Origin of the sequence: Altericista sp. CCNU0014, from assembly GCF_044923475.1 — a bacterium.
In the GTDB taxonomy this organism is placed as follows: domain Bacteria; phylum Cyanobacteriota; class Cyanobacteriia; order Thermosynechococcales; family Thermosynechococcaceae; genus JAAURS01.
The window spans coordinates 4,527,153-4,551,919 of record NZ_CP137338.1 but is presented as its reverse complement, the minus strand read 5'-3'; the positions used below and the strand labels follow the sequence as shown (position 1 = coordinate 4,551,919).

At 54.4% G+C, this 24,767-nt stretch carries 23 protein-coding genes and 1 pseudogene; 14 read left to right on the top strand and 10 right to left on the bottom strand.

Annotated features, from left to right (window positions below; translation table 11 throughout):
* Positions 1–104: 104 nt before the first annotated feature.
* Positions 105–1,790: a GH3 auxin-responsive promoter family protein gene (locus tag R6H26_RS21720; protein WP_404785482.1), complete on the top strand. Its 1,686-nt coding sequence runs from the start codon at positions 105–107 to the stop codon at positions 1,788–1,790.
* An 11-nt stretch (positions 1,791–1,801) separates the two neighbouring features.
* Here R6H26_RS21720 and proC read toward each other — a convergent pair whose 3' ends face one another.
* The 6 genes from proC to R6H26_RS21690 form a co-directional block, all read right to left on the bottom strand.
* Positions 1,802–2,644, bottom strand: coding sequence for a pyrroline-5-carboxylate reductase (gene proC / locus R6H26_RS21715; RefSeq protein ID WP_404785480.1), 843 nt, complete (start codon positions 2,642–2,644; stop codon positions 1,802–1,804).
* A gap of 99 nt (positions 2,645–2,743) precedes the next feature.
* The gene (locus R6H26_RS21710) at positions 2,744–3,343 is read right to left on the bottom strand and encodes a cell division protein SepF (RefSeq protein ID WP_404785478.1); all 600 of its coding nucleotides are present in this window, start codon (positions 3,341–3,343) and stop codon (positions 2,744–2,746) included.
* A gap of 350 nt (positions 3,344–3,693) precedes the next feature.
* A complete protein-coding gene (locus R6H26_RS21705; protein ID WP_404785477.1) occupies positions 3,694–4,425 on the bottom strand; it encodes a YggS family pyridoxal phosphate-dependent enzyme in 732 nt (243 codons plus the stop codon).
* Positions 4,425–4,691 carry a transcriptional coactivator PipX gene (pipX, locus tag R6H26_RS21700; protein WP_404785475.1) on the bottom strand — a complete coding sequence of 89 codons (267 nt, stop codon included), beginning with the start codon at positions 4,689–4,691 and terminating at the stop codon, positions 4,425–4,427. The genes R6H26_RS21705 and pipX overlap by 1 nt, the downstream gene beginning before the upstream one ends.
* Before the next feature lie 75 nt (positions 4,692–4,766).
* Positions 4,767–6,203: an anthranilate synthase component I gene (locus R6H26_RS21695; RefSeq protein WP_404785474.1), complete on the bottom strand. Its 1,437-nt coding sequence runs from the start codon at positions 6,201–6,203 to the stop codon at positions 4,767–4,769.
* Positions 6,204–6,225: 22 nt separating this feature from the next.
* Positions 6,226–7,221: an energy-coupling factor transporter transmembrane component T family protein gene (locus R6H26_RS21690; RefSeq protein ID WP_404785473.1), complete on the bottom strand. Its 996-nt coding sequence runs from the start codon at positions 7,219–7,221 to the stop codon at positions 6,226–6,228.
* A gap of 192 nt (positions 7,222–7,413) precedes the next feature.
* Here R6H26_RS21690 and R6H26_RS21685 point away from each other — a divergent pair, with 192 nt between their 5' ends.
* Positions 7,414–8,010, top strand: a complete 597-nt coding sequence (locus tag R6H26_RS21685; protein WP_404785471.1) for a pseudouridine synthase — start codon at positions 7,414–7,416, stop codon at positions 8,008–8,010.
* Between the two features lie 249 nt (positions 8,011–8,259).
* A complete protein-coding gene (locus tag R6H26_RS21680) occupies positions 8,260–9,246 on the top strand; it encodes a serine/threonine phosphatase (protein ID WP_404785469.1) in 987 nt (328 codons plus the stop codon).
* Here the strand turns inward: R6H26_RS21680 and R6H26_RS21675 are convergent.
* Positions 9,243–9,614, bottom strand: coding sequence for a hypothetical protein (locus R6H26_RS21675; RefSeq protein ID WP_404785468.1), 372 nt, complete (start codon positions 9,612–9,614; stop codon positions 9,243–9,245). The two genes, R6H26_RS21680 and R6H26_RS21675, sit on opposite strands and share 4 nt — an antisense overlap.
* Before the next feature lie 183 nt (positions 9,615–9,797).
* Here R6H26_RS21675 and R6H26_RS21670 point away from each other — a divergent pair, with 183 nt between their 5' ends.
* The 4 genes from R6H26_RS21670 to R6H26_RS21655 all read left to right on the top strand — a co-directional run bounded on the left by R6H26_RS21670 (position 9,798) and on the right by R6H26_RS21655 (position 16,097).
* Positions 9,798–12,083 (top strand): RelA/SpoT family protein, encoded by a 2,286-nt coding sequence (locus tag R6H26_RS21670; RefSeq protein ID WP_404785466.1) that lies wholly within the window; start codon positions 9,798–9,800, stop codon positions 12,081–12,083.
* Between the two features lie 129 nt (positions 12,084–12,212).
* Complete coding sequence (locus tag R6H26_RS21665; protein ID WP_404785464.1) at positions 12,213–12,878, top strand: VWA domain-containing protein; 666 nt, start codon at positions 12,213–12,215, stop codon at positions 12,876–12,878.
* A 52-nt stretch (positions 12,879–12,930) separates the two neighbouring features.
* Positions 12,931–13,722 (top strand): PP2C family serine/threonine-protein phosphatase, encoded by a 792-nt coding sequence (locus R6H26_RS21660; RefSeq protein WP_404785462.1) that lies wholly within the window; start codon positions 12,931–12,933, stop codon positions 13,720–13,722.
* The gene (locus R6H26_RS21655; RefSeq protein WP_404785460.1) at positions 13,719–16,097 is read left to right on the top strand and encodes a hypothetical protein; all 2,379 of its coding nucleotides are present in this window, start codon (positions 13,719–13,721) and stop codon (positions 16,095–16,097) included. Before R6H26_RS21660 ends, R6H26_RS21655 begins: the two co-directional genes overlap by 4 nt.
* Positions 16,098–16,118: 21 nt before the next feature.
* Here the strand turns inward: R6H26_RS21655 and R6H26_RS21650 are convergent, their stop codons facing one another.
* Complete coding sequence (locus tag R6H26_RS21650) at positions 16,119–17,285, bottom strand: N-acetylmuramoyl-L-alanine amidase (RefSeq protein ID WP_404785458.1); 1,167 nt, start codon at positions 17,283–17,285, stop codon at positions 16,119–16,121.
* A gap of 177 nt (positions 17,286–17,462) precedes the next feature.
* Here R6H26_RS21650 and R6H26_RS21645 point away from each other — a divergent pair, with 177 nt between their 5' ends.
* Positions 17,463–17,618: a hypothetical protein gene (locus R6H26_RS21645; protein WP_404785456.1), complete on the top strand. Its 156-nt coding sequence runs from the start codon at positions 17,463–17,465 to the stop codon at positions 17,616–17,618.
* Here the strand turns inward: R6H26_RS21645 and R6H26_RS21640 are convergent.
* Positions 17,602–17,853 (bottom strand): annotated as a pseudogene (locus R6H26_RS21640) (Mo-dependent nitrogenase C-terminal domain-containing protein); the annotation flags it as partial. The gene R6H26_RS21645 and the pseudogene R6H26_RS21640 sit on opposite strands and share 17 nt — an antisense overlap.
* 257 nt (positions 17,854–18,110) lie before the next feature.
* Here R6H26_RS21640 and R6H26_RS21635 point away from each other — a divergent pair.
* The 6 genes from R6H26_RS21635 (at position 18,111) to R6H26_RS21610 (ending at position 23,510) form a co-directional block, all read left to right on the top strand.
* A complete protein-coding gene (locus R6H26_RS21635; protein WP_404785455.1) occupies positions 18,111–18,677 on the top strand; it encodes a sigma-70 family RNA polymerase sigma factor in 567 nt (188 codons plus the stop codon).
* On the top strand, positions 18,674–19,162 hold the full coding sequence (locus R6H26_RS21630; protein WP_404785453.1) for a hypothetical protein: 489 nt from the start codon (positions 18,674–18,676) through the stop codon (positions 19,160–19,162). The genes R6H26_RS21635 and R6H26_RS21630 overlap by 4 nt, the downstream gene beginning before the upstream one ends.
* 4 nt (positions 19,163–19,166) lie before the next feature.
* On the top strand, positions 19,167–19,712 hold the full coding sequence (locus R6H26_RS21625; RefSeq protein ID WP_404785451.1) for a Spy/CpxP family protein refolding chaperone: 546 nt from the start codon (positions 19,167–19,169) through the stop codon (positions 19,710–19,712).
* 147 nt (positions 19,713–19,859) lie between these two features.
* Positions 19,860–20,183 carry a hypothetical protein gene (locus tag R6H26_RS21620; protein ID WP_404785449.1) on the top strand — a complete coding sequence of 108 codons (324 nt, stop codon included), beginning with the start codon at positions 19,860–19,862 and terminating at the stop codon, positions 20,181–20,183.
* 449 nt (positions 20,184–20,632) lie between these two features.
* Positions 20,633–22,225 (top strand): DUF1800 domain-containing protein, encoded by a 1,593-nt coding sequence (locus R6H26_RS21615; protein WP_404785448.1) that lies wholly within the window; start codon positions 20,633–20,635, stop codon positions 22,223–22,225.
* 37 nt (positions 22,226–22,262) lie between these two features.
* Entirely contained in the window at positions 22,263–23,510 is a 1,248-nt protein-coding gene (locus R6H26_RS21610; protein WP_404785447.1) for a DUF1501 domain-containing protein, read from the top strand.
* A 90-nt stretch (positions 23,511–23,600) separates the two neighbouring features.
* Here R6H26_RS21610 and R6H26_RS21605 read toward each other — a convergent pair whose 3' ends face one another.
* The gene (locus R6H26_RS21605; protein WP_404783408.1) at positions 23,601–24,752 is read right to left on the bottom strand and encodes a transposase; all 1,152 of its coding nucleotides are present in this window, start codon (positions 24,750–24,752) and stop codon (positions 23,601–23,603) included.
* Positions 24,753–24,767: the final 15 nt, after the last annotated feature.

Genomic DNA, 24,767 nt, shown 5'->3' with positions numbered 1-24,767 from the left:
AATTGTGAGAAGCGCGAAGGAGAGACTGAGTTGCTTCCGAGGGACAAAATAGGTTTAATTCTGTAGGTCTCTTCAATGTCCTGGCACTTTGCTCTAAATACTTCATGCGAATGACTGATTGGTATGTCCCTCTTTTGACGCGCTATGCGGCTCAGCGCGCGGCGCGATTTGTCGATCGAACTCGGGATCCGTTCGCGACCCAAGAACGTTTTCTCAAAGGTATGCTGCGGCATTACCGTCGCACCGAGCGCGGCAAACGCTACCGCATTGGCGAAATTCGCTCGGCAGAAGAATTTTGCGATCGCCTTCCCGTCACCCAATACCGAGACTACGAATCAGACATTCAGCGCACTGGTGCCGGAGAGCGCAACGTCCTCACCCCAGACCCGATTCGATTTATCACCCTCACCAGCGGCACCACGGGGCAGCGCAAATGGATTCCAGTTTCGCCGCGCTTTCAAACTGCCCTCCAGAAATCGAATATTGTCAGCATCGGCTTTTTGGTAGAAGCCCTCAAGGCGCGGGGGCTTTCCCTCGGAAAAGCGCTGGTGACTAATTCGGCAAACGTTGCGGGCAAAACTGAGGGGGGAATCGAGCTGGGGTTGGCCAGCACCGGAAGCATCCGCATGAGCAAACAATTGGCAGCGCCCTTATTCGCCCAACCCTACGACTTGCTCCAAATTTCCGATAGCCGCACCCGCCACTATCTTTGCCTGCTCTACGGACTCCGCAACCGCAACCTGCAAAGCATGGCCTCCAACTTTCCGATGCTGCTGCTGCGCACCTGCCGCTACCTAGAAGAGAATGCAGCGGCCCTCATTCAGGACCTCAAAGCAGGCACCCTCTCTCAAACCTTAGATTTAACCCCCGCCTGCCGGGCCGAATTGACGCGGCATTGGACGGCCCACCCCCAACGGGCAATGGAGCTAGAGCAGCTTCTCAACCGCCACGGGCGGTTGACCCCCCAATGGGCTTGGCCGCACCTTGCCTTTGTCTCCACCGCACGGGGCGGAACGTCGGACTTTTACTTTCAGCGCTTTGGCGAGTACTTTGGCCAAACGCCCGTATTTGGAGGCGTTTATGGCTGCTCTGAGGCCACCTTTGGCATCGCCCACGCCCTCAACGAAGATGGCTGCATCCTGGCCCTTGAGAGCGGCTTCTACGAATTCATTCCCGAATCCGAATGGGAAGCCGAACATCCCAAAACGCTGATGGCGACGGATGTCAAAATTGGCAGTCGCTACCGAATTCTCGTCACCAACGATGCCGGATTCTATCGGTACGATATTCGCGATGTCGTAGAAGTGGTTGGATTCTACGAAAAAACCCCACTGATTGCATTCCGGTATCGGTTAGGGGGCTTGCTCAACTCCACGAGCGAAAAAACGACTGAGTTTCACGTCATTCAAGTCATGCAGCGCCTCCAGCAAGAATTTAGGATCGGCCTCGAAGATTTTTGCGTCACCCTCTCAGAGCGAGAGATTCCCGCCCATTATTGGGTCAATCTCGAGTTGAGCGCAGACTCCAGTCTGGATCGCCCCGAGGCGCTGCTGCAACGCTTTGACGAAGTCCTACAAGAAGAAAACGGCCACTATCAAATCATGCGCCGCGATCAGGTGCCCTCTCCCGGACTCCGCATTCTGGAGCGGGGCAGCTTCGAGACCGTGCGCCATCGCCTTCTCAAACAAGGAAGGGGAGAAAATCAGCTCAAAATTCCCCACATTAGCGAAGACCGCGCGCTCCTTGCCAATTTAAAAATAGCTCGTGAAGTTTCGTGGCCCCAAGCTTAGGGAAACTCCCGCTACCTGCCCAATTCCTGCGATCGCCGATAAGCCGCCTGCACCGCCTGAATCAGGGCAGCGCGAAATCCAGAGGCTTCCAGACTGGCAACCCCAGCAATGGTCGTTCCGCCCGGACTCGTCACCCGATCCTTCAAGAGTGCCGGATGCAGATCGTCTTGAATCATGAGCTCGGCGGTGCCCCGCACGGTCTGTACCGCCAGTTTCGCGGCAATGGGCCGGGGAAGACCTGCTGCGACGCCGCCGTCCGTCAGCGCCTCAATGGCGATCGCGACAAAGGCAGGTCCAGAGCCAGAAAGTCCGGTGATCGCATCCATCCACGCCTCAGAGACCGTCAGGACTTCTCCCACGGCAGCAAAAATCTTTTCTGCAGTGGCCAGATGGCCGGGCAACGCGAATTTTCCCGGCGCGAGGGCCGTAATGCCCGCACCCACAAGGGCTGGCGTATTGGGCATGACTCGGATGATGGCACGATTCCCCAGAGCACCCTCTAACTTTGAGAGCGGAACGCCCGCCAAAATAGAGAGCCAAAGGTCGCAAGCAACCTCTGCTCCTTCAAACTCAGCCGCAATACTAGCCAGCGTCTGAGGTTTGACGGCCAGTAAAACAGTCGACGCAACCCGAGCCACCTCAAGGTTGCTCGGCGTCGTTTCGATGCCGTAAGTCTGTCGGAGAACCGCAAGGCGATCGCTGGAAACGTCACTCGCGATCGTCTCGGCGGCAGGGTAGATCTCTTGGGCGATGAGACGAGACAAAATTGCCTCAGCCATAACCCCTCCTCCAATGATGCCGAGCTGCTTGGATGTGCCCTGAGCTGTGTGATGGGGAAACTGAGGCAATATCATAGTTGGGGAGGGAAACTGCGTTGAAATAGATCTCGCTGTAGGATGAGTGTCAGACCGCAAAATCTATTTCAACCGACTGAGCGTCCTGCAGAGCGTTCCTTACTGGGCAATCGCACTTAAAACGGGATCGGTCCAAGGGTTTGCAGACATGCGCGAGGGAGTTGCCGTTGTCTGAGGTGCCTCGTGAATCACGCCAGCCTGGGTTCGAACCTCAACACAGCTGGGCGTAAACAAAAAGATGTTCTCCCCAACCCGTTCTTGATGGCCGTCGATCGTAAAGGTCGCACCTGCTACAAAGTCAACGGAGCGCTGAGCTTGGGCGGGTTCCATCAAAGACAGATTGAGGACGACCGACTTGCGCTCCCGCAGAGCCTGAATCACTTGAGGCATTTCCTCAAAAGCGCGAGGTTCTAATACGAGAACCTCTGCCGCATTGCTGCCCCAATAGCGGCCCGCACCCGGCATGCCGACAACATTGCTCATGCCGCTTCCCGCCGCGCCAGACACGGATCTCATCCGATCTGCATCCGACGGCATCTGAGTTTGAACTCTCTCTTCGCCGATGGGCCGATCGTCCGGCGGCTCGTAGGCACTGGCATATTCATCTCCGGTCATATCTAAATCGTCGTCGTAATCGTCAAATTCATCTGCGCCAGGGATGCCGACAAACTCTTTCAATTTTCCAAAGAAATTACTCACAGCTCAGGCTCCATCGTAAACAGCTCGAGGTCACATAACCTTTTGATTAGGCTTATTAGCACCCATGTATTAAATCAAAAAACGACCCACAAATCTCCCAATCGATCGGATTTTGGAGAAAGACTATTTACCGTCGCGAATGCGCTAGCCCCTGATGGTATAGGTCGATACAAAGTTGAATTAAAGAGCAACGCTTATGGTTTGCACTTATAGGACAAATTCAAAACCAGATTGTACATCAAGAATTTGATATGCGTAAGCCGATACTGAAAAGATTACATAAAAATTTTATAAAGCAACTTTTCTGAGGAAAAACGCTCTGAACAATCCAAGCGACAACTAGCAAAGGGCTAAGCTGGGTCGGAGTCCGATGGTTGGGCGGGTTGTGAGAGGGCTATTTCTTTTCTTTCGCCAAATAAAATTCTTCCCGGTCGAATCATGGTGGTTCCAGCTCGAACGGCAAGAGCATAGTCGGAGGACATGCCCATGGAAAGTTCGGTCAAGGGTAAGGGGGTGTCGGGATGTTGGCGAATGGTTTGGGCGAGATCTCTGACGGATTGAAAGGTTTCGAGCTGTTCGGCAGGGGAAAGTCCGAGGGGAAGAATGGTCATCAATCCCTGAATGCGAAGGTGCTGGAGGGGTTGAAGGAGCGGCAGTTGCTCCAGCAATTCTGGAGCGGTCCACCCAAATTTATTGGGGTCGGGTTTGAGTTTGACCTGAAGGCAAATTTGGGGCGATACCTGGAGTTCTGCGGCTAGCAGGTCGAGCCGTTGGGCGATCGCCAGACTATCCACGGAATGAATCCACTGAAAGTGCTGAAGCGCCTGTTTGGCCTTGTTGCTCTGAAGGTGCCCGATGAAGTGCCACGCGATGTCGCTGAGGTCTGCAAGCTCTTGCTGCTTCAAAATCGCCTCCTGAAGGCGACTCTCCCCAAAATCCCGAATGCCTGCTGCATATGCCTCCCGCATCAAACTGCTCGGGACGGTCTTGCTGACGGCGATTGTCCGAACCGACGGCGGTACGAGGTTTCGCAGATGGGCAACGCGCTCGGCGACTGAAGACAAAACGGACCAGTCAGACATTAAAACGTGTGACGATGAATGGCTTGCAATCTATCGTAATCTGCCTGAGACCCCTCTCGGCGAAGGGTTCTTAAGGAGCTTTCGGCAAAGATACGGGCTTCGTTGCGGGTGATCGGCTCAAATTTGATGCCTTCGTTGTTTTGGGTGACGAGGAAAAAAAGGCGCTGGGCATAAAGCGTAGTGTAGAGCGCCCGATCTTTATCTAGCGAACAGATGCTATACAAAAGTCCAAAGGTTGGATGGTTGAGATACGTTTCAGTGATCATTGATGGGGGTAGGTTCGCCCGAGCGTGGCGGATTGCGATGATTGTTGTAAAGTCTTTAGCAGCCTTTAATAGAGATTAGCAGGAATACTCAGCGATTTTTTTGAGGGCCGTCCACTGGGCTTTTGCTTTTTGAAGGGATTCCAACCATTCTTGGGTGGGATCGCTGTCGGCAACGATGCCCGCGCCGACCTGCCCCCAAAGCTGCGCGTGCTTTAAGGCAGGTTGATGCCACGGGACGGGCTTGAGGTCTGAGGCGGCCACCAACAAGGTTCGGATCAGAATATTGAGATCTAAATGGCCGCGAACGTCTAGATAGCCGCAAGAACCGTAAAACAAGCTGCGGCGAACGGGTTCGAGGGTCTCGATGATTTCCATGCAGCGCACTTTAGGACAGCCCGTAATCGTCCCGCCTGGAAACGCGGCTCGAATGAGGTCTATCGGCGTGGCATTGGGATGGAGTTGGCCGCTGACGTTGCTGACCAGGTGCATGACGTGGCTGTAGAACTCGACGGTCAGCAGCTCGTCGACGCGGACGCTGCCCCACTGGCAAACCCGGCCCAGGTCGTTGCGCTCTAAGTCCACTAGCATGATGTGTTCTGCGCGCTCTTTCGGGCTGTTGAGAAGTTCTCGCTCGTAAGCTCGGTCGGTTTCTGGGGTCTGGCCTCTGGGTCTGGTCCCTGCAATGGGACGCGTTTGCGCTTTGCCCTGGCGGTACTCGACAAGGCGCTCTGGCGTCCCGCTGACCACGCAGCCCCAAGGCGTTTGCCAGTAGCTGGCAAATGGTGAAGGGTTAACCTGCTGAAGGGCTCGATAAAGGTGCCACGGGTGCAGGTATGCGTCGGCGCGAAACCGCAGGGAAAGGTTAGTTTGGAACACGTCTCCGGCCTGGATGTGCTGTTTGGCGGTTTGCACCATTCGTTCGAAGGCCGCTCGGGAGAGATCGACGGACGGGTTGCTGTATTGCTGTACGACCCGATCGGTCTCGCAGGGCGCGGGCGATCGAGCGAGGTGGGTTTCGAGCCGATCCAAATCTGAAGGCGCGCCAGCAGCCAGCCACAGCTGCTGGTGGTGGTGGTCTAAAACGGCAAAGGCTTCGGGTTCGTACCAAAAGGCGACGGGAAAGGGCAGCGCGTCCGAACGCAGCCAGGGTAGGGTTTCGATCTCCCAGGCGAGGTCGTAACCCAGCCAGCCCAGCCAGCCACCGATAAAGGGAAGATGCTCGATCGCCGGATCGGGGGCGGGAAGCCTTCGTCCATCCTGTAGCCTTCGAGCGAGGCAGTCTAGCACGCGTCCGATGGCAGGCGTCCAGAGGCACTGCCTCCCCGCTCGATGGCGCGGCGAACCCGCGCAGATTGAAAATCGGCTGTTGGGCAGTGGGGGATCGACTGTGTTAGATGGGCTTTCGAGGAGCGTTGCGACGGGCTGATGTTGAAACAGGGCCGCAAAAACTTCGGTTCCGCTTTTGCCGTTTAAGGGAAGCGATCGCCAGGTCCAAGGCTGCAAAGCTTGCATAAATATATAGATAGATGGGCGACTAGAACGGCTCGAAGGCGATGAGGATCCGCAGGCCCAGAACTGCAGATAAAAGCCCTAACGCCACCCAATCGCGCGATCTCATTCGAAGCTGCTGCCATTTCACCTGGTGGCGGTTGGGACTCGTAAACCCTCGCGAAGCCATGGCGCTGGCAATCTGTTCGGCCCGCAAAAACAGGTTTTCCAGCAGCCGATCTGCCACCGTCAGCCAGAGCTGCGCCGCACCTCGAAAGCCGAGCTTCTTCCAGTTAATGGCCCGCGTCTGCACCGAACGGACTAAGTTTTGCACCTCTTCCAGTACGAGGGGAATAAACCGCAGCGAGAGCGTCAAGGTCAAGCTAATTTCGACGATCGGAATTTTCCAGCGCTTGAGGGGTTGCACGAGGCGATCGAGGGCTGCTGTAATCTCTTCAGGTGCGGTTGCGAGCAGGAATAGTGTAGTGCTGTAAATGAGGGTAAAATATCCGGTTCCCAGTTGTATCCCCAACCGCAGGGACTGACGCGTAATCGTAACGGGTCCTTGCTGGAGCAACACGTATCGATAGGGCTTCTCTGGAGGCTGGGGAAGCGCCACCTTCTTCTGTGTCAAAGGCGGTGAGGGTTGAAACCAGCCGAAGGGGTCGTACCACTGCCGGCGGTTTGCGGCAGCGGTTGAGGGCGGGATAGCACGGGGAATCTGGAATTCATCGGCAGGCAGCCGGGGTTGGGATCGCACGGCCAAGCCATCGGGCATGACAGCAGTGATACCTAAAATCAGGAAGCAAAAGATCAGGATCCAGCCCATCTGTTGCTTTAACGCGCGCCACGGAATGCGGGCCAACACCGTCAGCAGCAAAAGGGCCACTACAATGCCAATGCGCCAGGGGAGAGTGGCCAACAACGGCGTGACTAAAAATGCCATCAACCAAGCCAGCTTTACCCTTGGATCGAGCCGATGCAGCCAAGTAATTGGCTGTTCGAGATAAAACCCCAAGGGCAACGAGCGTAATAAATCCATCCCTAATTGGTACGATTGAACGGGAGACGATCTCGAAAGCGATCGGTGGCAAAAAGAGCGACTGAGTCGAGTCTGCCCTCGCTATCTCAGCCTTCGCCCCAATTCTACAGTTTATCGCTCGACAGTTCGCAATGCATTGCCAATCCGCTAGCGATCGAGAGAGAAGTCCATGGGAAGAAAACTGACCGTTCGATGAAGTGGACGTATTTACTGCTCAATAAGCCCTATGGCGTTCTGACTCAGTTTAGCGACGCCTCTGACAATCCTCGGCCCACGCTCAAAGATTACGTTCCAGTACCTGGGGTTTATCCGGTGGGTCGTTTGGATCGAGATAGCGAAGGATTGTTGCTGCTGACCGATCGCGGTGCCCTGCAACATCGCCTCAGCAACCCGCAGTTCGGACATCCGCGCACCTATTGGGTACAGGTGGAAGGCGTGCCCGAGGAATCGGCCCTTGAGGCGCTGCGCCAGGGCGTCACGATCCGAGGATATCGCACCCGTCCCGGACAGGTCCGTTGCCTGGGCGATCGCCCGGACATCCCGCCCCGCGACCCGCCCATTCGCGCGCGCCAGACGGTTCCCACCGCTTGGCTAGAGATGACGTTGACTGAGGGGCGCAATCGACAGGTGCGCCGCATGACGGCAGCGGTAGGATTGCCGACCCTGCGGCTGATTCGGGTGGCGATCGCCCACCTCAGCCTGGAGGGGCTAGCGCCGGGACAGTGGCGCACCCTCACCCAAGCAGAAATCGAAACGCTTTGTCGGACGATCGGGCTGAAGCCGCAATAGAACGGGAAGGGAAAGTTCCGTATTTTATCGGATGGATTTAACGCAAGCGCTGATTAGGATGATGTTGGGCGACGCGTGGGGCTAGTCAGCGGCAACACTCGATATCGCAGACATGGGTACAGACATGGATACGATTTCTGACGAGCTATGCAATGATGGGCTACGTCAGGGCTAGGTCGGGAATGAAGCTCTTTAGCTCCGTTACAACCGCTCGATTCGATCTGAGGTTAAATATTGGCTTTGAACACTATGACTCAACCCCTAGACGCGCTCGAAAGCCAGTCAATTGACCCTGAAACGTTCCACTTAAAAGCGCGCGAGAGTTACGAGTTCGACATAGATTTTGCATCAGACGACGATTCGGACGATCCGCTCGAAGACTTCCCAACGGTCATTTTGCCCAATCGAGTGATGGGGTTGGAATCCTTTGGCATTACAGATGTCGGGAATAGTCGCCACCACAATGAAGACTTTTTTACGATCGATAACCGATTCACTCAGCTTATGGATGCTGAAACGACTCAGGTTTATAGCCGAGGAGTTTATATTTTGTGCGACGGCATGGGCGGCCACGCTCAAGGGGAAGTGGCTAGTCGGATGGCCGCTGAAACCCTATCGTTGTTTTTTGCCGAGCATTGGAAAGAAGAGATGCCGAGCGAGGCAGCCGTCAAAGACGCGATTTACTGGGCCAATCAAACGCTCCATACCCTCAATGAATCTCAAACCCGCTTTGGGGCTGGCCGGATGGGCACGACCCTGGTGCTGGCGATGTTGCAGGATACTCAGTTTAGGTTTGCCCACGTGGGAGACAGTCGCCTCTACCGCCTCACCCATCGCAACGGATTGGAACAGCTGACCGTGGATCACGAAGTCGGCCAGCGGGAGATTCAGCGCGGCGTCGCACCTGAAATTGCCTACGCTCGCCCGGATGCTTACCAACTGACCCAAGCTCTAGGTCCGCGGCCCGATCACGCGCTTCGTCCCGACGTCCGCAGCCTGACGCTCGCCGAGGATTGCGTGTTTTTGCTGTGCTCGGACGGGATCACGGATAACCAGCTTCTAGAGCGGTTTCAAGAGCAATACCTCATGCCGCTGCTCGATTTCAAAAACCCACTAGAGGAAGGTCTCAGACAACTGATCGAGCTAGCCAATACTGAAAACGGCCACGATAACGCAACGGCAATTGGTATAAGAGCAAAAGTATCGCCGCAGCCGGTGCCTCGTCCGTTCGTTTAAAGGTCTGAAAGCGCTGCTGCGATCGCCGTTGCATGGGGGTGCAGTTGAGACAGGCGCTCGCGCAGGCGCTCGCGGCGCTGTCTTTGGAGTCCTTCGGACCGCGCCGCCCGGCATAGGGCCGCGTCTGTCAGCGAGAGGCGCAGCAGGCGGTGAAGTTCTGTGACGTGTCGCGCCCCCGCTCCGAGGCGGCTGAAGGGTTCCGACCCAGCGGCTATCTGGGCTTGAAACTCGTCGTACAGCTCGTCGAGCAAAGAGAAGAGTTCGGGGGGGAGCGCTAATTTTCCAGTATCATTTTGACAGAGGCACTGTACCTGCTCGATTTTGGCATTAAAGGCTTGCCAGCTTGCGAATGCGGTGCGATCGGTCATATTGGGTCTGTTGGCGATACAGCAGCGAGCAGCAAGAGTTAACCGTGTTTTAATAGAATAAAAAATGTAAAGCGTTTTGCTGAATCCGCAGATTAGCATCGACCTTTCAGATTTAATTTTATTACCCGCCTCCATTTGCTTGTTTCGATCGCTTGCCAACCCCCTTAAAACCCGCGCTCTGCCATGAATGTGACGGCTGCTGCTAACTCTGCTCCTTCAGACGTTGAACTCCCGGACTGGCTCCAGCGCTGCCTGCTGCCCGGCTCATCCGACTTGGCGCTTGCCGAGGATCGAGATCGAGCGTTGATTTGCAAAGCGTTCAATTTTGGCTACCAGCTCCACCAAGGACAGCGCCGCGCTTCCGGCGAACCGTACATCGCCCATCCAGTAGCCGTAGCAGGATTGCTGCACGATTTGGGCGGCAGTGCCGAGATGATTGCCGCCGGCTTTCTGCACGACGTCGTCGAAGATACGGATATTACGCCTGACGAGATAGAGGCTGCCTTCGGACAAGAGGTGCGCGAACTCGTAGAGGGCGTCACCAAACTTTCCACCTTTAACTTTTCGACCAAAACCGAACGTCAGGCCGAGAATTTTCGCCGCATGTTTATGGCAATGGCGAAGGACATTCGCGTCATTGTCGTGAAGCTGGCCGATCGCTTGCACAACATGCGCACCTTGGAGCATCTGCCCGAGGAAAAACGACGGCGCATTGCCTTAGAAACCAGAGATGTATTCGCACCTTTAGCCAATCGCCTCGGGATTTGGCGGTTTAAGTGGGAGTTAGAGGATCTCTCGTTTAAATATTTAGAGCCGGACTCCTATCGCCACATTCAGCAGCTCGTCTCCGAAAAGCGAACCTCGCGCGAGGACAGTTTGGCGGACGTCATTCAAATCTTGAGACAGCGACTGGAGCCTTTAGGGTTGGGATATTTAGAGCTAAACGGGCGTCCCAAGCACCTCTACGGCATCTACCAGAAGATGGCGCGCCAACAAAAGGAATTTCACGAGATCTTTGACGTTGCGGCAGTGCGCGCGATCGTCCAGTCCAATGACGAGTGCTATCGGGCCTTGGCCGTGGTGCACGACTGCTTTCGTCCGATTCCCGGTCGCTTTAAAGACTATATCGGGTTGCCGAAACCAAACCGCTATCAGTCGCTCCATACCTCGGTCATCGGATCCAACGGTCGTCCTTTAGAGGTGCAAATTCGCACCTTAGAGATGCACCACGTTTCCGAGTACGGGATTGCCGCCCACTGGAAATATAAAGAGTCCGGCAACTCGCTCCCCAGCCAATGGAACGCCAAGGACGATAAGTTTACTTGGCTGCGGCAGCTCTTGGAATGGCAAAGCGACCTCAAAGAGGCAGATGCCCAGGAATATTTAGACGATATTAAAGCCAATTTATTCGATAGCGAGGTCTACGTCTTTACGCCCAAGGGAGATCTGATCTCTCTGGCCCAGGGCGCTACGCCGGTAGACTTTGCCTATCGCATCCATACGGAGGTGGGCAATCACTGCTGCGGCGCGAGGGTCAGCGGTCGGATAGTTACCCTGGATACCCCCCTCAGGAATGGTGATATTGTCGAAGTCCTGACGCAAAAAAACGCCCATCCGAGTTTGGACTGGCTTAATTTTGTCAGGACGACCTCAGCCCGCAATCGAATCCGCCAGTGGTACAAGCGATCGCGTCGGGAAGAAAACGTCCTGCGCGGGCGAGAAATGTTGGAAAAGGAAATGGGTAAGAGCGGCTTTGACGCGCTGCTCAAGTCGGAACCCATGCAGTCCGTTGCCGAGCGATGTAACTACCAATCCCCGGAGGATCTGCTTGCGGGCTTGGGCTATGGCGAAGTGACCCTCAACCTAGTGGTCAATCGCCTCCGAGAAACGATTCGCAAACAACAGCCGCCAGAGCTCAAAGGCGAAGGTATTGCGGCAGACAGCAACCTTCTTTTGCCCCAGTCTACTGCCGTCAACCGGAACGTTTCTCCCCCGAGCGCCCCCAGCGATGCGCCAATTTTGGGCATCGAAGGACTAATGCACCACATTGCCGGCTGCTGCCATCCGGTTCCGGGCGAACCGATTATAGGTGTGGTCACCCTCAGCAGTCGCGGCATCTCGATCCACCGCCAAGGCTGTTCCAATGTCGATGTCATCCCAGGCGATCGCCTGATTCCGGTGCGGTGGAATACCGCTGTCCAAACGAACGGACGCAGGCCCACCTATCCCGTCGAAATTCAAATTGAGGTTTTGGATCGAGTTGGCGTGCTCAAAGATATTTTGACGCGCCTCACCGACAGTAAAGTCAACGTTCACAACGCTCAGGTCAAAACCTTTCCAGGCCGCCCCGCGCTGATCCAACTGGGTTTAGATATCGAGCACTACGATCAGCTAGAACTCGTTTTCGCTCAAGTGCGCAAGATGAGCGACGTCCTCAACCTGCGTCGTCTCAACCAGCCCCAGGACTGAAATCCGATCCGATCCTTTGCACTTTTGGCTCACCGCTGCCAAAATAGAGAGCATACTAAATGCGGGAGCAACGTTGAGTCAACTTGCTTCGTTTCAGCGCCTTTATTGCCTCCATCATCGGGATCGTAAATGATTGTCGGACAACCAGAATTTGTCGAAAATCCAGAAAATCGCTGCCCAGTGATCTTGCTGGTTGATACTTCAGGCTCCATGGCCGGAGCGCCGATTGATGCCCTCAATGAAGGGTTGAAAACGTTTCGGGAAGCCGTTCTCCAAGACGAGCAGGCCGCTCTGCGAGTGGACGTAGCAGTGGTGAGCTTTGGACCGGTGGAGTTGGTGCAAGACTTCGTAACCATCGATCAGATGATTCCGCCAAACTTAGTAGCCAACGGCCTATCGCCGATCGGAGAAGCGATTAGCTTCGCCCTCGATCTGCTCGAAACGCGCAAAGTAACCTATCGGAACAACGGCATTCAGTATTACCGCCCTTGGGTCTTTTTAATTACAGATGGCGCACCCAATCCAGGGTCGCCTTGGCTTCAAGCCGCCCAGCGACTTCAGGATGCCGAGAATCAACGAAAGCTTTCCTTTTTTGCTGTAGGCGTTCAGGGTGCAGACATGAACACCCTCAGCCAGATCGCACCGCCGATGCGTCCGCCGCTGATGCTAAACGGTCTGGATTTTCGATCGATGTTTTTGTGGCTCAGCGATTCAATGGTGCGGGTATCCACCAGTACGGTCGGGGGAGATATGGTGGCACTACCGCCAGTGGGTTGGGGCCAAATTACAACTTAATACCGTTTTTGAAATTTACCGCAATTTCCCTTTTCCCGATTGAGGACAATGTGTGACCTGGAAAGCGATTGTTCATTCAGCCATGGGAACTCGTCACGAACAGCGCAGTCAACCCTGTCAAGACTACGGCGGCTATCGCATGGAGGGCCCTTACTTGTTGGGGGCAGTGTCCGATGGCGCGGGCAGCGCCAAACATGCTGAAGTCGGCGCCCAAATCGCGGTTGAATCGGCATTAACATCCTTTTCTCAGTTGTTGGCGCATCAATTTGCCAAGATGCCGTCCTTGGACGAAATGAGAGAGGCCGCACCTCACTTTTTCATGAAGGTCTTTGACGACGTTTTAGACGCGTTGAAACAGGAAACGATCGCCAGCGACTGCGAACTTCGCGATCTGGGTTGCACGCTGTTGGCCTTTGTCGCTTCTCCAGATTGGGTCGCAGCGATGCAGATCGGCGATGGCTTTATGATTTTGCGCGGCCATGAGAGCGCGCCGTACCAACTCTTGTTCGAACCCGACAAGGGCGAGTTTATCAACGAAACCGTCTTTGTGACGACTCCCCAGGCTTCAGACTATATGGGAACCTGCGTGAAGTCGGTTCTGTCACCATTTTTATGCGCGGCAACCGACGGTCTGGAGCGGGTTGCAATTCGCCTGCAAGACTGGAAGCCCTACGCGCCGTTCTTCAAACCCTTTGAAGCGTGCTTGCGTCAACTGCCCACTCAAGCAGAACGGTACGAATACCTCAAAACCTTTCTAGAGTCAGAACGCCTCAACGCTAAAACCGACGACGATAAAACCCTGCTGGTTTGTCTTCACTGCTCAGAGTTGCCGGAGGAGCCATGAGTGGGTCAGTCTTAACCTCTCTTATTTCTGGCCGTTCGATTGTTTTAATCAAAAAATTGGCAAGCAGTGGGGAAGGTACGGTTTGGACGACCGATTTTCCTGGTTTTTTGGCGAAACTGTACCATACACCCACGCCCGATCGCATCGACAAGCTCAAAGTGATGATTGCCCATCCGCCTCAAAATCCGATGCGGCACCACCACCACGTGACCTTTGCTTGGCCGCAAGATTTGCTCCAAAACGCGCAGGGACAATGTTTGGGCTTCTTGATGCCTGAAATTGTGGATGGCGTCAAACTTTCCTTAGTCTACAACGCCAAACTGCGAAATCGTAAAGCACCCCGCTTTAATTGGTATTACCTTCACACCGCTGCCCTCAATTTTTCTCTTGCCCTGAAGTCGCTCCACGAGGAGGGCTATGTGGTAGGAGATATTAAGCCTCAAAATTTGTTAGTGAACAGCCGGGCCTTGATCTCGGTCATCGATACGGATTCGTTTCAGGTACGGGATCCGAAAACGCAAACGCTATATCGATGCCCGGTGGGTTCTGAAGGGTTTACGCCCGCCGAGCTTTTGGGAAAAGAACTCTCTGCCCAAGATCAAACCGAAATTCACGATCGCTTTCGCTTGGGCGTCATGGTTTTTATGCTGCTGTTTGGCGACCAACCCTTTAAGGGAAAGTGGATTGGGCGGGGCGAGTCTCCTCAGCCTGCCGAACTCATCCGCCAAGGCTACTGGCCCTATGCCTCCAAAAGCATGGTGCAGCCGGGACCGAATACGATTCCCCTTTCGATCGTTCATCCTCAGCTTCAGGTGTGCTTTCAGCGCTGCTTCACCGAGGGCCATCGCAACCCCCAAGCCCGTCCCTCCGCCCAAGAGTGGGGCGAAGCGCTTAAGTTGGCGATCGCCGACCTGAAAATATGTCACCTTGAAAACAACCACTACTACAGTCGCATCTACGGTCGGTGCTACTGGTGCGATCGCCGTTCGACCGTCGGCCTAGACGTTTTCAGTCCCACCCTTACCCCCCCTCGGGTTCAACCCACCCCTCGCAAGATTGCCGTCTCTCCCAAGCGCTATCGCCCTCACCCCAACTATGCTACGTCTCCGGGCCTATCGACCTTAATGGGGGCTGGGGGGCAGGGAAGGTTCCCCCTACAGAGGGGCGCGACGCTTTTAACGCAGATGAGACAGCCTCCATCGCAGACCGCCCTTTCCTGGATCGGCCGATCCAACCCAGTGCTTTGGGGTGCGGGCTGCATCGCCATCGGGTTGGTCGGGCTGACCATCTTACTGTTGCCCGACTTTAATGTAGAAATTCTCCAGCAAGGTGGAGCGACCCTCAAAGCAGCTCTGACACAAGGGTTCGGGGCCCCCGCTCAGAAGGTCAAATCAAAATTAGGTAAGTTTGTACCTGCAACGGGCGCGCAGCAAAGCTCCGAATTACAGCATGGCGGACACTGGGATTCTATTACAGCCCTCGATCTCAGTTTGGACAATCAATTGCTGATTAGCGGCAGCAAAGATATGACCATCAAAATCTGGGATTTTCCGTCGGGACAATTGCGGCAAACGTTTTCAGACCACTACGAGCCGATCGTTTCCGTTGGCGTCAGCACGAACAAAGAAACCTTGGTCACCAGCAGCGTCAGCGGCAAAATCTTAGTTTGGAACTTAAAAACGCAGGAACTCCTTCGCAGCTTGTTAACCAATAGCGCCTGGGGAATTGAAGGAACGATTCGCACGGCAGCAACCGATCGCCAAGGACAGCTCATTGCCAGCAGCGGCTGGGGTGGGGTTCTGTTGCTTCAGGATCTTCAGACCGGAAGAACGATCCGGATCTCTTCCAATTCTCTCGGCTCAGAACAGGCCTTGGCCGTTTTTCCTAACGGCAAAACGGTCATTAGCAGCAGCAGCGACGGTAAATTTCAGCTTTGGAATGCTGCGACGGGACAACTGACAAAAACATTTGCAAGCGCAATTAGCGGGGCGCCCTTCGAGCCGATCAGCGTCATTGCGCTGAGTTTTGACGGACGAGTGATGGCCAGCGGCGGCTGGGACGGCTCAGTTTTACTTTGGGATCTATCCAAAGGAACCCTGCGCAAGCGGATGCAAAAGCAACCTTCGGCCATTTCAGTGATTGCCGTGAGCGACACTGGCGATCGCATTGCAACCTCTGCCACCAACGAACCTTCAATTAAAGTCTGGAACGCGCGCACCGGAACGTTGGAAGGGAGCTTGGTCGGTCATGGCGGAACGATTACGACTCTAAAATTCAGCCACGACGGGAAAATGCTCGTCAGCGGGAGCGACGAACCCTCCATTAAGATTTGGGACCTGACCGCCCGCCGCGTTGTTAGGACGCTCCTACAGTAAATTCGGTGGATCGCGACACCCTCACTTTTGCAAGTAATCTAAAATGCCTTGAGCGATGGCTTCGGCAAGCTTGGCGCGCTGAACTGGAGACGAAAGGCGCGCGGCATCCTGCGCTCCCGTCACAAAACCAGTTTCCACCAACACAGCGGGCATTTTGGTGCGACGGAGCACGTAAAAGCGAGCCTGACGAACGCGGCGATCTTGAACGACGGTATCCCTGAGAATGCGGCTGTGGATCGCCCGCGCCAGCCGATAGCCCTCCGCGCTGGAATAGTAATACGTTTCCAAGCCGCTGATGTCTGGGCGGCTGAGACTAATGGAATTGGCGTGAATGCTCACGAAAACATCGGCGTTGAGGCGGGCAGCTTTAGCCACGCGAGGGGGCAGATCGATTTCGCGATCGTCCGTACGGGTTAAAACTGCGTTTATTCCTCTGCGACGGAGCTGCTCGGCAACTTGGGTGCCGATTGACAGTACCACGACCTTCTCTTGAAGTCCTCTAATGCCGATTGCGCCAGGATCTCGCCCACCGTGCCCCGGATCGATGACGACCACTGGCGCGCCTGCTCTGACTGGCGTCCGAACGGGAGTTCTGGTAGGAATTCTGATGGGGGCGCTACTCGGCGGTTCAGCCGAAGCAGGCATCTCGACGGGAGGAAGGTCCGGGAAGGGAATGCGCTTTCCGGGCGGAACGGAATCGACGGGTGGGGAGGGGTCCTCTTCAGGCAGATCGGCGTCGGAGTCGATATCGATGTCGATGGGCCTTGCATTTTGGGCGATCGCCCCTTCGCTCAGGACGGGAGTTGGAATCTGCACGAACCAGCGGCTGGGGGAAAGACTGCGAATTCGGATATCGTCTGGCCTTAAGGTGTACTGAGGTCCCAATTCTACGACGACGCGAGCGGTTTCGCGATCGAATTGGCCCACCCGCACCTCTCTAATAAATCGGGTGACATTTTTGCGTTTTTTTTGCTTGGATTTCTCGACCCTGGTGCCGGGGATGTCAATAATCAGCCGCGCTGGATTCGCGACGAATTTGGCTTGGGGCTGCACGCCTTCGTTGGTAATAAACTCGATGCGGTTAAGCGGTTTATTAAATTTCCAATAGATCAGCTTACCCGCCCAAGCGGGCTGCATGAGACCCAGAAGGGAGATCGCAGTTAGGGGAAAGAGCCAGCTTAGTTTCACAGCGATCGCACCTGATAAATATCCTCTAGACGTTGCGGCATCATTCAAGACTGTCTTGGGGGCGACTTAGTTTCCTCCGGCCCCAGTCATCAGCTTTTCCGCTCGGTATCATGCCGCATTGTCAGCCAAAACGCAAGGGCAGACCCATAGGATCTGCCCATCTAGAATATGGAATAGGTGCAATTTCTACTTTTAAAGCCGATCTTGACCCGATCGAGCGCCAATCTACTCCACAGAATTCTTGCCCCCGACGCAAAACTGCGTCACAACCCGCAAGAGGTGGATGTCATGGAACAACGCGAATCGGGATCGACGGTCAACAATATTGGCTGACGTCTTCGCCGCATTCATCGGCCAGATAACACAGCGCGCGAAATCTCAGGCCGACCACCTCTTCAAAGAGAGGATTCAGCTTGCAAAGGGGTGGAATATGGGCAACTGTACGACCGAAGAGTTTGATGTCCCGCTCGAAGGGACATTGCGGCGGGATGAGCTTACAAATTCGGTGAGCGAGCTTAAAGTCTTCAACGGACCATTGGTTCAGCCAGTGACGAATGGGATCGAGGATGAAAGAAAGAGCATTGTACCGAGGAGAGCGGTCTTGCAGGAGCGGTTCCATGGAAAAATCTCAACGTGCTTAAAGCATCTTCATATTGATTATAAAGAAAATATAAAGAAGTGACATTGTAAAGGCAAGCGTTCGCTATTGAACCGTTTTCGCATTGCGAGAGTCTAAGTCAATAGGAAGGTCAAATATTGAAACGAGAGGTCTGGCAATATGGTCCCTGAGGTTCTGTCATCCTTGGCCCGGAAAGCATGCGAGAAATGACCGCTAATACTTCCTCCACTCCCCCTTCCGATGCGGAGTTGGTCGGGGCATGTCAGTGTGGCAGGACCGATGCCTTTCGAGAGCTGTATCGACGACACCAAAAGTCGGTCCGCGCGATGCTCGGGCACCTCTGCGACCCCGACATGCTAGAGGATCTGGTCCAGGAAGTGTTTATCAAAGCCTGGAACGGGTTACCCAAAATGCGCGGGTCCGCTCAGTTTTCGACTTGGCTGTACCGCATCGCGTGGAATGTGGGTGCAGACTACCGACGCAGTATGGCCCAGAAAAGAAAACGCATGCAGCAGCAAGAGATCGCGCACGCAACGACGGACAGTGCTACAAATTCCCTACAGCACATTCACCATCGCGATTTGGTCCGTCGAGGGCTGCAGCACATTAGCTCGGACCACGCCATTGCGATCGTTCTCCACGATCTCCAGGATATTCCCCAGGCTGAAATTGCCGACATTTTGCAGATCCCGATCGGAACGGTGAAGTCCAGAGTATTTCACGCTCGCCAAATGCTTCGTCAATTCTTTCATCAAGAAGGCATTTCCCTATGACTAAGGTCAATCCTCCAAGCCCCGATCGCGCTGACGAGCCGAACGACAGAGATGCAAATCTGGTGGCGTTTTTACGGCAGCACGCTCCTCCGGTGCCTGAAGTGGTGGCGGGGGCTGAAGATCGGTTGATGGCTGCAATCGCCGTGCGCCAAGCGGCTGCTGCGGGTAACGCTGCTGCACCTGCACCTGCGGCTCGTGCCACCCGCAGCGGCTGGCCGAGACGGCTGGCGGTTGCGGCTGGCTTTTCGGTCGTGTTGTGCGCGCTGTGGCAACTGTACCGAGTCGAGATCGCACCCCATCGCCCCGTTGGAGACCTTGCCGAAATCGAGAACTTTTGGTTTCAAAATTGGGACGAAGTGGCAAATGCGGAGGATGTTCCCCTTTGGCTAGCAGAACGAGATTCCGACCTGGATTCGACAACCGGACCATCCCCATCTGCCTCAAGTCCAAGTCTTTTTTACCGCTCACCTTCAAGACAGGAATAAGCTCATGCAACTGACCCGGCCCACGGCCTTTACTTTTTTGGGCTTTGCGCTCGGCGCTGCGGTAGCCCTGAGCATCCCTCATTTTACGAACGATAAACTCCCCGTCAGCGCCCAATCCGCCTCTGGCGAGCGTCTCCCTGAGGAAACGGCTGCCCTGCAAACCGATACAGCCAACCCGCCCCAAAATGCACGGTCTCAAAGGATGAGTCAGATGTTTCAACGACTCAACCTAACCCCAGACCAGATCCAAAAACTGAAGTCTATTCGACGGGAGTACAAAGATCGAATTCGCGATCGACAGCGCGGCGTTCGAGAAGCGCGTCAAGCAATGCAACAGATGTTTGGCAGCGACACGCCTTCATCTACAGTGCTTTCTAAGTTTCAGGACGTGCAGCAAAAACAGCAATCGCTCAATCAACTGCGTTTTAAGAGTCTTTTAGAAATGCGAGAGGTGCTAACCCCAGCTCAACGGCAGCAACTGGCCGATCGCATGGGAAACCGCAAAGGAAAATCGCAACGAAAAAGTTTGTTAAATAGACCTCAGCAGTAGTTTCATTCAGACGTCTAAGTAAATACAAAACAATTTGAACCTTTCTCCTGTTATTCCAGTCTAACGATTGGAAGTCAACAAAATGAATTGATTCCAATCGAAGCGAACCCCCTCACTCAATTTCTATCATTATTTGGAGTTCCAATCATGATTTCTATCTTTCGTTTTGCCATGCCAGTCATTTGCGTTGCAACGCTGTTTGCTCCGCTCGAAGCTCAGGCCAGCCAACAGGTTCCATCTACCGTCAACCAGCGGCAAGCCAATCAACAACGTCGTATTTTCAATGGAGTTCAAGACGATAGTATCGGTCCTAAAGAGTATCGCAATTTGCAACGACGATCGCTTTCTATCGAATTGCAGCAAAAAAGGGATAGGCGAGATGGCGGTTCTTTCACGGCGCAGGAACGCTATCATCTCAATCGACGTTTAAACCGCGTCTCCAACTCGATTTATCGCGATCGCCACGACTAAAGTCTGGGTTTAATCGGGGCGCAAAACCTCGCGCCCCTACAGAATTGTCCTACAGAATTGTAGGATGGCGATCGCGTCGAAAATCGCATTTAAAGTTTGCAGGTAATGGTGAAATATTCGGAGCGCTTAGCTGTCTAAATTAATGTCTAAATCAACAGAACTTTGCAGGCCAAATGGCGATAAATACTCGCCACCAAAGATTTCATTGAAATGGAGTTCCGTCTTAGCACGAGAAACTTTAGACCTGACAGAACGCAAACTGCTTAGAGGCTGTTTTAAAAGCCTCATTCGTCCCTGCATTAGCCCTCCCGCCCCCCAATTCTGGGGGGAGAACACCGAAAACTAGGGTCATTTCCAAAAACTAGGCTTATTTCCCCCCAGAATTGGGGGGTTAGGGGGGCGAGTGTAATGTCTGAGAAACTTTTCAAACTGCCTCTTAAACAGAAGCTATGAACGCGAAAAAAAACATCTCCATACAGTCTTTTTACATTCTGGCGCTAACCGTAGGATTTGGATTTTTAAGTCCGAGTCGCGCCGCCGTACCGCCAGATCCAAAAGTATTGCACGCGCTCGACCGCCTGAGCTTTGGCCCTCAACCGGGGGATATCGAGCGTGCCGCAAACCTGGGGATAGAACGCTACATCCAGCAGCAGCTCAACCCGAACGCCATCCCAGAATCGCAGCGTCTGAACGCACGGCTCGCCCAACTTGAAACCTTAGAGCTGAACTCATTGCAGCTTTTAGAGCAGATCGAGTTGCCGAGATCGGTCAAAGGACAGAAACCCACCCCAGAGCAAAGGCGCGCCTATCAACAAGAAATGCGCTACGTCAGAGAGCAAGCCGAGCAAGCGCGCTTGCTGCGAGCGACCGAAAGCCCGCGTCAACTGCAAGAAGTGATGGTGGACTTTTGGTACAACCATTTCAACGTCTTCGATCGCAAAGGTGTCACTCGCTTTTTAGTGGGAGCCTACGAGCGAGAGGCGATTCGTCCCCATACCTTCGGTCGCTTCCGCGACCTTGTCGGAGCAACCGCGCGCCATCCGGCCATGCTGTTTTACCTGGATAACTGGCAGAATACCGTTGCGACAGGACCGAACGCTCGCGGGAAGGCGCGGGGCTTGAACGAAAATTACGCCCGCGAATTAATGGAGCTGCACACCCTGGGGGTAGATGGCGGATATACCCAACAGGATGTTGTTGCGCTGGCCAAAATTCTTACGGGATGGACGTTTCGGCGATCTGCGCGGCCTGGCGTGGGGGAATATGGATTCTACTTCGATGCCCAGCGCCATGATTATAGCGACAAGGTTTTTATGGGGCGTACCATTCAGGGCAGCGGTATGGCAGAAGGGGAACAAGCCCTCGATATGTTGGCGAGGAGTCCTGTCACGGCTCGTCGCATCAGCTATAAGCTGGCGCAGTATTTTGTCGCGGATCGACCTCCCAACCCCTTGGTCGATCGCCTCTCTCAAACCTTTCTGTCTACCGACGGCAATATTCAGGCCGTTTTGAGCGCGCTGTTTCGCAGCCCGGAGTTTTGGGATAGCCGCTATTACAAGGCAAAATTCAAGACGCCCTATCAATATGCCCTGTCGGCAGTTCGCGCGACGGGGACTGAGGTGACGAATTTTCGTCCGGTTGTTGGCTTTTTACAGCAGGCTGGCATGCCTCTCTACGGCTGCCTGACGCCCGATGGGTATAAAAATACCGAAGCGGCTTGGCTGAATCCCGATGCCATGACTCGAAGAATTAGCTTTGCTACTGCCCTTGCCAGCGGACGGCTGCCGCTGACAACCGCTATGAGCGCGGCGTCCTCGGAGCGTCCCCCATCAAACCGAAGGGAACGCTTAACCCTCGCGGGACCGATGCTTCGGAAGTCGCTAAAGCCTTCTTCTGCGCTGATGGCTCCTCTGGATGCGACGCAGCTCGGACTTACACTGGGCAATCCGTTTTCTGCAAAAACGCAACAGGCGATCGCCGCCAGCCCTCCCCAACTCCGCGCCGCGCTCGTACTCGGCAGTCCAGAATTCATGCGGCGATAGCGCTAGTCCAGTCCCTCGATCTCCATCCAAAACTGCTATGAACAGACGCCAATTTTTGCAACAAACTGGATTTGCCGCTGCTTCCATCTTTGCCGCTGTTGGAACCCACGGCTGGGTTGCCCGCTCTTTGGCCCAAACTTCCTCAACCCGCAGCTCGGACCCCAAACGCCTCATCGTAATCTTCCTGCGGGGTGCTGTAGATGGATTGAATGTGGTCGTTCCTTACCGCGAAACAGCCTACTACCAAAATCGACCGCGAATTGCCATCCCTCAACCGGGGAAAGCAGGCGGTGCCCTGGATCTAGACGGTCAATTTGGTCTCCACCCTGCCCTTGCAACCTTGATGCCGCTGTGGCAGCAGAAGGGGTTGGCCTTCGTCCATGCCTCGGGTTCGCCAGACCCCACGCGATCGCACTTTGAGGCCCAGGACAATATGGAACGGGGTATCCCAGGCACTTCAACGATACAAGATGGCTGGATGAATCGCTTGCTGGGCGTAATGGCTGGCCGCAACCCCATTCAAGCCGTTAACGTTGGCAGTACGACGCCCCGGATTCTGGCGGGTCGAGTACCTGTCGCCACCTTGGCTGCGGGTCGCAAGGCAGCGAATCCGTTACCGTTGGATAAGCCTAAGGTTGCTGCTGCCTTCGACAGTCTGTACGGCAGCGATGATTCCCTCAGTCAGGCGTATCGAGAAGGTCGCTTAGCCCGCAAAGCCCTATTGGCAAATCTGGATGCCGAGACAAAAATGGCGAACAATGGAGCACCGTTGCCCAACGGGTTTGCCAGCGATGCCCGCCGATTGGCTCAGATTATGGTCAAGGATTCTAGGGTAAAGCTGGGGTTTATGGCATTAGGGGGATGGGATACTCACGTCAATCAAGGCGCAAGCCAGGGACAACTGGCGCGTAATTTAGAGCAACTGGGGAAAGGATTAGCCGCGCTGCAAACTGCCCTTGGCTCGGCCTATAGAGACACTACGATCTTGGTCATGTCAGAATTTGGCCGTACTGCCCGCGAAAATGGGGATGGGGGCACCGACCACGGGCACGGCAATGTTATGGGAGTGATGGGTGGCGGCTTGCGCGGCGGTAAAGTCTACGGAGCCTGGCCGGGACTCTCCCCAGATCGACTGCACGAGAAACGAGATCTGGCGATTACGACGGATTTTCGGGATACGATCGCTGTTGTGTTAGAGCGTCACCTGAAGCTATCTGACGTTCAGCTCGATCGAGTGTTGCCCAACTATAAACCGCTTCAGAAGAATCTACAGCTTTACGCTTAGGATCGTGGGTTAAATAAGATCCAGAATTAGGCTGGCGGTTGAAACCGCGCCTACCTTAGTGGTGCAGAAAACTCAAAGGAGCTGAAAGCTTTAGAAGACAGTCACCTTGGCAAACTCAATGCGAGTGTTCATCGCATCTCGCTTCTTGAGAGAGGCATAAGCAGGTGGTGGATTACATCGTGGCAAATATCTCAAGGGTGGCAGCGGTAATCTTTGATAGCACAACTGATTAATCCGTCTTAGCCCGATTTGCAGAAAACTCAATCCCCTGTGAGCATGCCAATCAATGGACTTTAGTGCGCCTTGAGCGATCGTTTCAATGGCAACGCAAATGGCAATAATGGTCGCAGCCGCCAGTAACATCAGCAGTCGGCTTAAAGCATGGGCATCTCTGAGTTTAGAACGAGGCAGTTCAAAGGCGGCAGACTTGTAATCCTTGAAATGGGGTTCAATGCCACCAAAACGTTGACCATATAGCGCGAAGGTTTGCACAGAAGGCGATTTATCTGTAATCACAGCCCAAGCCTCCTGGGCGATGGATAATCGAGCGGTCGCCAAATGACAGTGGATATCTTCAAGAATCGTGACATCAGAAAATAGAAAAGCTTGTTCAGGCTCTGGCAGCAGGTCAGCAACCGACTCGGTTTGAGCATTAGACAACGTGACCCTCAAATCGGATTTAGCGCGAATTGCCCAAGACCATTGATGGCTCCGTAGCCAACGAATTAACTCACCATGCTCAAAGCCTCGGTCAGCCAATAGTGTGATTTGACAATCAGCGGGTAAGACCGTCTCAGCCACATCCAGCACTGAGCAATAGTCCGCAAAAGCGACCGTAGCACTGCCATGCTTGAGCACCTTTTGAGCCAAAGGAAAAGAGCGCCCTCCCCAGGTCAGACAGACCTCTATCAGGCAATACTCATCCCACAGCATGCTTGTATCCAGGGTCAATGTCGTCGCCATGCCCGCCCACGCTTGAAGAAATTGAAGCAGTAATGGAACATAGAATGTTTCTGAGGTGATCTTGGGATTATGAACGAAGTAGCTCAGTCGTTCCATGTGAGAGCGGGCTTTACAACGACGATGACTCAAATAAGTCAGCCAATGGCTTAAGCTGCCACTTTGGGCTTGGAGGATTGCAGCGATGTTTTCAGCAAACACAGTAAGGTGACGTTTATCTTTGGGTGTGACCCATTGACTCAGTTGAGTTTGCAGTTGACGATAGAGTTGAGGGGTTGACATAGGATTGCTCTGAGT

What these genes read in the sequence shown, in the direction of transcription:
- R6H26_RS21670 (WP_404785466.1), top strand. Translation starts at nt 9,798, where the DNA reads ATGAATGTGACGGCTGCTGCTAACTCTGCTCCTTCAGACGTTGAACTC.
- R6H26_RS21610 (WP_404785447.1), top strand. Translation starts at nt 22,263, where the DNA reads ATGAACAGACGCCAATTTTTGCAACAAACTGGATTTGCCGCTGCTTCC.
- R6H26_RS21635 (WP_404785455.1), top strand. Translation starts at nt 18,111, where the DNA reads ATGACCGCTAATACTTCCTCCACTCCCCCTTCCGATGCGGAGTTGGTC.
- R6H26_RS21685 (WP_404785471.1), top strand. Translation starts at nt 7,414, where the DNA reads ATGAAGTGGACGTATTTACTGCTCAATAAGCCCTATGGCGTTCTGACT.
- R6H26_RS21625 (WP_404785451.1), top strand. Translation starts at nt 19,167, where the DNA reads ATGCAACTGACCCGGCCCACGGCCTTTACTTTTTTGGGCTTTGCGCTC.
- R6H26_RS21690 (WP_404785473.1), bottom strand. Translation starts at nt 7,221, where the DNA reads ATGGATTTATTACGCTCGTTGCCCTTGGGGTTTTATCTCGAACAGCCA.
- proC (WP_404785480.1), bottom strand. Translation starts at nt 2,644, where the DNA reads ATGATATTGCCTCAGTTTCCCCATCACACAGCTCAGGGCACATCCAAG.
- R6H26_RS21630 (WP_404785453.1), top strand. Translation starts at nt 18,674, where the DNA reads ATGACTAAGGTCAATCCTCCAAGCCCCGATCGCGCTGACGAGCCGAAC.
- R6H26_RS21615 (WP_404785448.1), top strand. Translation starts at nt 20,633, where the DNA reads ATGAACGCGAAAAAAAACATCTCCATACAGTCTTTTTACATTCTGGCG.
- R6H26_RS21675 (WP_404785468.1), bottom strand. Translation starts at nt 9,614, where the DNA reads ATGACCGATCGCACCGCATTCGCAAGCTGGCAAGCCTTTAATGCCAAA.
- R6H26_RS21720 (WP_404785482.1), top strand. Translation starts at nt 105, where the DNA reads ATGCGAATGACTGATTGGTATGTCCCTCTTTTGACGCGCTATGCGGCT.
- R6H26_RS21695 (WP_404785474.1), bottom strand. Translation starts at nt 6,203, where the DNA reads ATGCAAGCTTTGCAGCCTTGGACCTGGCGATCGCTTCCCTTAAACGGC.
- R6H26_RS21655 (WP_404785460.1), top strand. Translation starts at nt 13,719, where the DNA reads ATGAGTGGGTCAGTCTTAACCTCTCTTATTTCTGGCCGTTCGATTGTT.
- R6H26_RS21605 (WP_404783408.1), bottom strand. Translation starts at nt 24,752, where the DNA reads ATGTCAACCCCTCAACTCTATCGTCAACTGCAAACTCAACTGAGTCAA.
- R6H26_RS21665 (WP_404785464.1), top strand. Translation starts at nt 12,213, where the DNA reads ATGATTGTCGGACAACCAGAATTTGTCGAAAATCCAGAAAATCGCTGC.
- R6H26_RS21620 (WP_404785449.1), top strand. Translation starts at nt 19,860, where the DNA reads ATGATTTCTATCTTTCGTTTTGCCATGCCAGTCATTTGCGTTGCAACG.
- R6H26_RS21705 (WP_404785477.1), bottom strand. Translation starts at nt 4,425, where the DNA reads ATGTCTGACTGGTCCGTTTTGTCTTCAGTCGCCGAGCGCGTTGCCCAT.
- R6H26_RS21680 (WP_404785469.1), top strand. Translation starts at nt 8,260, where the DNA reads ATGACTCAACCCCTAGACGCGCTCGAAAGCCAGTCAATTGACCCTGAA.
- pipX (WP_404785475.1), bottom strand. Translation starts at nt 4,691, where the DNA reads ATGATCACTGAAACGTATCTCAACCATCCAACCTTTGGACTTTTGTAT.